General features: G+C 66.3%; 6 protein-coding genes and 1 pseudogene. 2 read left to right on the top strand and 5 right to left on the bottom strand.

Going from position 1 to position 6,788, the window contains the following annotated elements:
• The 4 genes and pseudogenes from KBA48_RS16240 to tsaE form a co-directional block, all read right to left on the bottom strand.
• Positions 1-1,118 (bottom strand): annotated as a pseudogene (locus tag KBA48_RS16240) (double-strand break repair protein AddB); the annotation flags it as partial.
• On the bottom strand, positions 1,118-1,858 hold the full coding sequence (locus KBA48_RS16235; RefSeq protein ID WP_292908197.1) for a nucleotidyltransferase family protein: 741 nt from the start codon (positions 1,856-1,858) through the stop codon (positions 1,118-1,120). The gene KBA48_RS16235 and the pseudogene KBA48_RS16240, both read right to left, overlap by 1 nt.
• Before the next feature lie 18 nt (positions 1,859-1,876).
• The gene (locus tag KBA48_RS16230; protein ID WP_292908196.1) at positions 1,877-2,890 is read right to left on the bottom strand and encodes a phosphotransferase; all 1,014 of its coding nucleotides are present in this window, start codon (positions 2,888-2,890) and stop codon (positions 1,877-1,879) included.
• Entirely contained in the window at positions 2,887-3,336 is a 450-nt protein-coding gene (tsaE, locus tag KBA48_RS16225) for a tRNA (adenosine(37)-N6)-threonylcarbamoyltransferase complex ATPase subunit type 1 TsaE (RefSeq protein ID WP_292908194.1), read from the bottom strand. The genes KBA48_RS16230 and tsaE overlap by 4 nt, the downstream gene beginning before the upstream one ends.
• A 201-nt stretch (positions 3,337-3,537) precedes the next feature.
• Here tsaE and KBA48_RS16220 point away from each other — a divergent pair, with 201 nt between their 5' ends.
• Positions 3,538-4,557, top strand: coding sequence for an NAD(P)/FAD-dependent oxidoreductase (locus KBA48_RS16220; protein ID WP_292908192.1), 1,020 nt, complete (start codon positions 3,538-3,540; stop codon positions 4,555-4,557).
• A gap of 71 nt (positions 4,558-4,628) precedes the next feature.
• On the opposite strand, the gene KBA48_RS16215 is transcribed toward KBA48_RS16220, so the two are convergent.
• Positions 4,629-5,867, bottom strand: a complete 1,239-nt coding sequence (locus KBA48_RS16215) for a UbiH/UbiF/VisC/COQ6 family ubiquinone biosynthesis hydroxylase (protein WP_292908190.1) — start codon at positions 5,865-5,867, stop codon at positions 4,629-4,631.
• A 300-nt stretch (positions 5,868-6,167) separates the two neighbouring features.
• Between KBA48_RS16215 and KBA48_RS16210 the strand changes: the two genes are divergently transcribed.
• Positions 6,168-6,506 carry a P-II family nitrogen regulator gene (locus tag KBA48_RS16210; protein ID WP_094452794.1) on the top strand — a complete coding sequence of 113 codons (339 nt, stop codon included), beginning with the start codon at positions 6,168-6,170 and terminating at the stop codon, positions 6,504-6,506.
• Positions 6,507-6,788: the final 282 nt, after the last annotated feature.

Raw genomic sequence — 6,788 nt, 5'->3', positions numbered from 1 at the left:
GCCAGATTCCGGTCGGGCGTGACCAGCGCCGCCGTCTGTCCCGGCATTTCCAGGGCCTGACGCAGGATCAGGGCGATGATGCCCGCCTCCTCCTGCGGGGTGGTGGCATCACTGCGGGTCAGGCCGGACAGGGCCGACGGGTCCAGGTCGCCCAGATCGCGCCAGGCCTCGGTCGTGCCGGCGGGACGCAGCGCCTCGGCGATAAGCGCGGTGCGGGCCGGCGGACAGGACGGGGTGACATCGGCGGCCAGGGGCCAGTCGGCCACTTGGTCGCGCGTCACCCCGATCCGGTCGATCAATTGTTTCAGGCCGAATTGCGGATGCGCATCGTCCAGAGCCGCCCAGGTCGCATCATCGCACGCCCGGTCCAGGCCGGGCAGCACCACCGATCCCGTGGGCAGCCGCGCGATGGTGGCCAGCAATTCCGCCGTGGCGGGGATGGAACCGGTGGACCCGGCGGCGATGACGGGATGGGACGGCGGTGCCGCCTTCAGCGCCGCCGCATAGGCCAGCAGGCGGTTATTGCGCTCCTGCGCGGGGTCGACGGCCCCCTCTGCGGCCAGGATGGCGGGCCATTGATCGACGATGATCGACAGGAAGGACAGCGTCACCTGCCAATGTTCGGCATAATCATCGGGGACCAGGGCGTGCAGCCGGTCGAACCCCACCATTTCCGTCTGCGTCTGGTCCAGCAGCTTGGCCAGTTCGCGCGCCAGACGGGCCGCCTGCGCCCGTGTCTTGGCGAAACGGTCGCCGGCGGCAGCAATGGCGCGGGCCAGCAGCAATTGCCGGCGCAGCGGCGCGATGGCGGGGGGCAGGTCCAGGCCGCCGGCCTTTCCCGTCACCCCGTCCATCATCAGCGACACCTCATCCCCGTCCACATCGCCCAAGGGCGCCATGCGGGGTAACAGGATGGGCCGCCCATCGGACAGGCGCAGGAACGCCTCCCGCAGGGACCTGACCGCCCGCGCCGTGGGCAGCAGCACCGTGAACCGGTTCAGGGCCAGCGCATCCCCGCCCGCCTGTTCCCACAGGCCCGCCGCCAGGGCGTCCACAAAGGGCAGGTTGGGGGCCAGCGTGAAAACACTGGCGGGATGGGACGCGGCGGCCGGTTCCATCAGGGCACGACCTCACGGCTGGCCGGGGCGGCCAGATGCGTATCGACCAGCGGGATCGCCGCCGGGGTGCCCACATGGTACCAGTTGCCCTCATGCCGCACGCCGAACAGCCGGCCCGCCGCCTCCGCCCGCTGCCAGAGCAGCAGGTTGGAGAAGGCGCCGTCGGGCGTATCTTTGAACTGGGCGGCCGTCATGATCGACACGCCGGCCATGACGAAGGGGGCGACCTCCAGGTCCGGGCGATGGGTCAGGCGGCCATCGGGGTCCATCTGGTAATCCCCCCGCCCCTCATACCCGATGGCGATGGGTGTGGGCGTGACCAGCAGCAGGCTGTCCATCACGGCCGGGTTCCAGCTATCGGCCAGCCGCTTCAGCGCCGGGACCGGCCCGTCCAGCCAGACGATATCGGCATTGACCACAAAGAACGGATCATCACCCAGCAGAGGCAGGGCATGTTTCACGCCGCCACCCGTCTCCAGTTGCGTCTCTTCACGCGACAGGGTCAGTTTCAGCTTGCGGCGCGGGTTCGCCTCCAGATGGGCGGCAATCTTGTCGGCCAGCCAATGGGCATTCACCACCGCCTCTTCCACGCCGACAGCTTCCAGCCGATCCAGGGTGTGGTCCAGTATGGTGCGGCCGCCAACGGTGACCAGCGGCTTGGGCGTCTCCAATGTGATCGGGCGCATGCGCAGGCCCAGACCCGCCGCCAGCACCATCGCCCGCTTGGGCATGAAGGACATAGACACAACTCCTGTAGATTACTTCCCCAGAATATGCGGCACGGCGCCGTCAGGGGGCAAATGTTGATCCGTGAAACTTTGTAACGGCGACAAAAGCGGGTGCGCGATGGCGGCCCGGAACTGTCCCCAGACACGGGACAGAAAGGCCAGTTGCCGGGCCTTGCCCCCGCCCGCCGCCAGTTGCGCCACGCGGCCCAGGATGCGGGCATGACGCATGGCGCCCATCACGGCATAGGACGCCAGGAAACCATCGCGCGACAGGCCGGGCCGCGCCGCCAGATAGCGATCGATCATCGCCGCCTGCACATCATCGGGCACGTCACGCCGCGCATCCTGCAGCAAGGACAGCAGGTCGTAACTGACGGGACCGATGCCGCCATCCTGTACATCCAGCAGGCCGCAGCCCCGCACGCCAGCACGGTCGGGCAGCAGCATCAGGTTGCCGGGATGGTAATCGCGTAACAGAAGGCTGTCCGGCACGATACCCAGCACCTGCGTCAGCACCGTCGCCCAGGCATCATCCAGCGCCCGCCGACCGGCCGGTGTCAACGGATTGCCCGCCGCCCCCAGATAGGCATCGCCGAACAGGGCGACCTGCCGGGTGAACAGCGACAGGTCATAGCGCTGCACATCCGGCGCCGATTCAATGTCGAACCGGTCATGCAGGTGGGACAGAACGTCGGTCGCCACACGGTAGAGCGGCCAGGGATCATCCCCCCGGTCCAGCAGCAGGGCAAAACTGTCATCGCCGAAATCCTCCAGCAGCAGCAGTCCCTGACCCTGATCCTGCGCAAAGATGTCCGGCGCCGACAGGTCAACGTCGCGCAGCAGCCCGCATATCCGGACAAAAGGTGGCACCTGCCCCGCCCCGTCGCCCGCCGCGTCCATCAGGATGGCCTTCGCGCCGTCGGGCCGCGTCAGGCGTTCATAGCGCCGTGTGGACCAGTCGGCCCCCATGGGCAGGCGGGTCGCATCGGCCCAGCCGGCGGCGGCCAGGAAGGACCCGATCAGATGCTCACGCGTCTCGCTCATATCCCCGCCACCCGTTCTTCCCAGGCGCCGTGGCCCGTGATCAAGGCGCGCCGCGCCGTCGGCCCATCCAGTGTAAGTTGCACATCCAGCCGGTCGCGCGGCAGCAGCGGGCCCAGGCGTTCCGGCCATTCGACCAGGGCGCAGGCGTCGCGCGCTTCCTCCCAGCCCAGTTCCACCACCTCCCCCGGATCGGTCAGGCGGTAAAGGTCGAAATGCCACACGGGCGGCGACAGGTGTTCATAAGTCTGGACCAGGGTGAAGGTGGGGCTTGGCACCTCCTCCGCCTCGTCGCCCGCCAGATGCCGGATCAGGAACCGGGCCAGCGCCGTCTTGCCGGCGCCCAGGTCGCCGCGCAGGGTCACGACATCGCCGGCGCGCAGATGCGGGGCCAGCCGGGCAGCCAGGGCCCGCGTCGCCGCCTCGTCGGGAAGGGAAAGGGTGAGCAATCTGCGGTCGTCCGTGGTTCGGGTCAGTTCAGGTCAGTCTATCGGTTCCGGGGCGGTTCGGAAGCCCCTCGATAAACTGCCCTAAACGCCCCCGGATTGCCCACAAGTTAAACCTGCCCCTCGTATCGGCACTTGCCATCGCGCCTGAAAAGCGGCACCAAACCCCCCGTTCCGATATCCGCCCGCCGGGGAGCGTTGCCCATGTCCACCGAAACCGTTCATTCCACCGATGTCGTCATCATCGGCGCCGGCCCCGTGGGCCTGTTCGCCGTGTTCGAATGCGGCATGCTGAAGCTGCGCACCCATGTGGTGGACGCGCTGGACATGGTGGGCGGGCAATGCGCGGCGCTGTATCCGGAAAAGCCGATCTATGACATTCCCGCCCATCCCGCCATCGACGGGGCCGACCTGATCGACCGGCTGGCCGAACAGGCCGCGCCCTTCAACCCCACCTACCATCTGGGTCAGCAGGTCACGACCCTGACCCGGACCGATGGCGGCTGGCGCGTAGGCACCGACAAAGGCACCGTCATTGATGCCAAGGCCGTGATCATTGCGGCCGGCGTCGGCGCCTTCGGTCCCAACAAGCCGCCCCTGGACGGGCTGGAACAGTATGAAGGCACGGGTGTCTTCTATCTGGTCAAGCGGCGCCAGGATTTTGCCGGCAAGCGCATCGTCATCGCCGGCGGTGGCGACAGCGCCGTCGACTGGGCCAATTCCCTGTCGGAAGTGGCCGCCCATGTCATGCTTGTCCACCGCCGTCCGAAATTCCGCGCCGCCCCGGAAAGCGTGTCCCGTCTGGATGCGCTGGTGAAGGAAGGCAAGGTGGAGATGGTGGTGCCGTACCAGCTTTCCGGCCTGGAAGGCGTGGACGGAAAGCTGACCGGTGTGCGCGTCGCCGATCTGGATGACCAGGAAAAGGTGCTGGACGCCGATGTGCTGCTGCCTTTCTTTGGCCTTGCCATGAATCTGGGGCCCATCGCCGATTGGGGCCTGGACATGGAAAAAGGCCATATCCTGGCCGACCAGCGCACCCTGGCCACGTCCGCCCCCGGCATCTTCGCCATTGGCGACATCGCCCATTATCCGGGCAAATTGAAGCTGATCCTGTGCGGGTTCAGCGAGGCGGCGATGGCCGCGCACGCCGTGCATGCCCTGATCCACCCCGACCAGCCCATGCATTTCGAATATTCGACCAGCAAAGGCGTGCCGGGGGCGTAAAGCGCGCCCCCCTCCGCGCCGGGCGCTCAATGCGCCAACCAGCCTGCGCCGCAGGCTGGTTGGCATGGCTTTTACAGCGCCTCTCCCCGCACCAGACGCGGCAACTCGCCCACGATGCCCATGGCGTGGCGCATGAAGAATTTCTTGGCGGGCTTCAGCGGCGGCAGGTTGTTGATCGCCGCCATGCCCAGCCGGCGGGCATGGGCCAGCGGCTTGATATCATTGCTGAACAGCCGGACCAGCGCGTCGGTCGTGGCCAGCAGGGCAACCGTGTCGGCCCGGCGCCAGCGCTGATAACGTTCCAGCACATCGGGCGCACCGGGGTCCAGACCGACGCGCAGCGCATCGACCACCACCTCCGCCAGTGCCGCCAGATCGCGGATGCCGACATTCAGGCCCTGGCCCGCGATCGGGTGCATGCCATGCGCACTTTCGCTGACCAATGCCAGGCGCGTGTCGATATAGCGTTCGGCATGGGCCAGCCCCAGCGGCCAGGCCCAGCGGCCCGCCACCGGCGTCACCCGCCCCAGCCAGTCCCCCACGCGCAGTTGCAGTTCCTGCCGGAACCGCTCCTCCGGCAGGTTCATGTAGAAATCGACAAGGGTAGACGGTTCGGTCCAGACGATGCTGGTATGGTGCCCGCCGGCCAGCGGCAGCATGGCGAAGGGACCGGTGGGCAGAAACTGTTCCACCGCGACACCGCCATGCGGGCCTTCATGCTGGATGGTGCAGACGATGGCGTGCTGTTTATAGGACCAGCCGATCTGGCGGATGCCCGCATGCTCGCGGCAGAAGCTTTTCTTGCCATCCGCCCCCACCACCAGCCGGCCGGCGACCGTGCGCCCATCGGCCAGGGTGACACGCACACCCGACGCGTCGCGCACCATGCCCGTCACCACGGCGGGCGCCAGATGCGTGACGGACGGCAGTTCCTTCAGCCGGCGATAGAGCGCAAAACGCATCACCCGGTTTTCCAGGATCCAGCCGAAGGGCCGGTCCCCCACCTCCCGATGGTCATAATGCAGGAACAGCGGCGATGACTGGTCTGTCACCCGGATATCCAGCATCGGCCCGACATTGCCGTCCAGATGGTCCCAGACACCGGCCCCCATCAGCACCGTCCCGGCGCCATAGGCGATGGCGGTCGTGCGGCCATCAAAATCGGGCTGCAACGTGTCTTCCGCCGGTTCCCGATCGATGACCAGGGTGGAAACCCCGGCCGTCCCCAGCGCACAGGCCAGCGTCAGGCCGGAAAGCCCGCCGCCCACGATGATGATATCGGCCTGATGATCGGCATTTTGCACGGACATGATGCTGTCTTTCCGGAACCTGGCTGCTCTTTTGGGCGTTGGAAGCTTGGCGCATGCCCCATCGCCTGTCCAGACGGCGCAGCGTCGCAGTCATTGCACAATATTTAATCAGTACCTGCCCATGCATGCGCCGAATCTTAACCACATGGGCCGGATGTCGGGGGTTTTTCGCGCTGAACACCATGGAAATCGCCCGCGGCACGGTTCTTGTAAGTTAGGATGGCGATGCATCGGTTTCAATCCGGGCCGGTGCCGGCACCCGCAGTCGTTTCAGTTCCATGCAGAGGAAGGGAGAGCGCAATGAAGCTCGTCGTGGCCATCATCAAGCCGTTCAAGCTGGACGAGGTGCGCGAGGCCCTGACGGGACTTGGCATCCAGGGCCTGACCGTGTCGGAGGTGAAGGGGTTCGGCCGTCAGAAGGGCCAGACCGAGATCTATCGCGGCGCTGAATATTCCGTCAGCTTCCTGCCCAAGGTGAAGGTGGAAGTGGCCGTTACGGACGAGTTGGTGGACGGCGTCGTCGATGCCATCCAGAAGGCCGCCAACACGGGCCGCATCGGCGACGGCAAGATCTTCGTCCTGGACGTGGTTCAGACCGTGCGTATCCGCACGGGCGAACAGAACGGGGACGCGCTGTAAGCGCCCCATATTCCAGGATTTCCAGGATCGGGAAAAGCCGTTCGCAGAACCTTCCGCGAACGGCTTTTCCTGATTCGTTCACAAGAAATTTGTGATTCGGATCAAGGCCTTACAAGAGTTTTCAACGTTTTTCTCAAGGCTTATCCACAAGCCCTTGTAACAAGCGGATTCTTGGCCCTTTGATGCCCCCGAATGGGCGGCTTGTGCGGGACTTTGGCGGCGGCTACACTTCGCCCAGGGCCGCCGGTCTGTCGTGCGGCACAGCCATTGTTTTGCCAGCCG

Origin of the sequence: Niveispirillum sp., from assembly GCF_017996735.1 — a bacterium.
Lineage (GTDB): Bacteria > Pseudomonadota > Alphaproteobacteria > Azospirillales > Azospirillaceae > Niveispirillum.
Note: the sequence above shows the minus strand (reverse complement) of the source record. Positions and strands in the feature narration are given on the sequence as shown.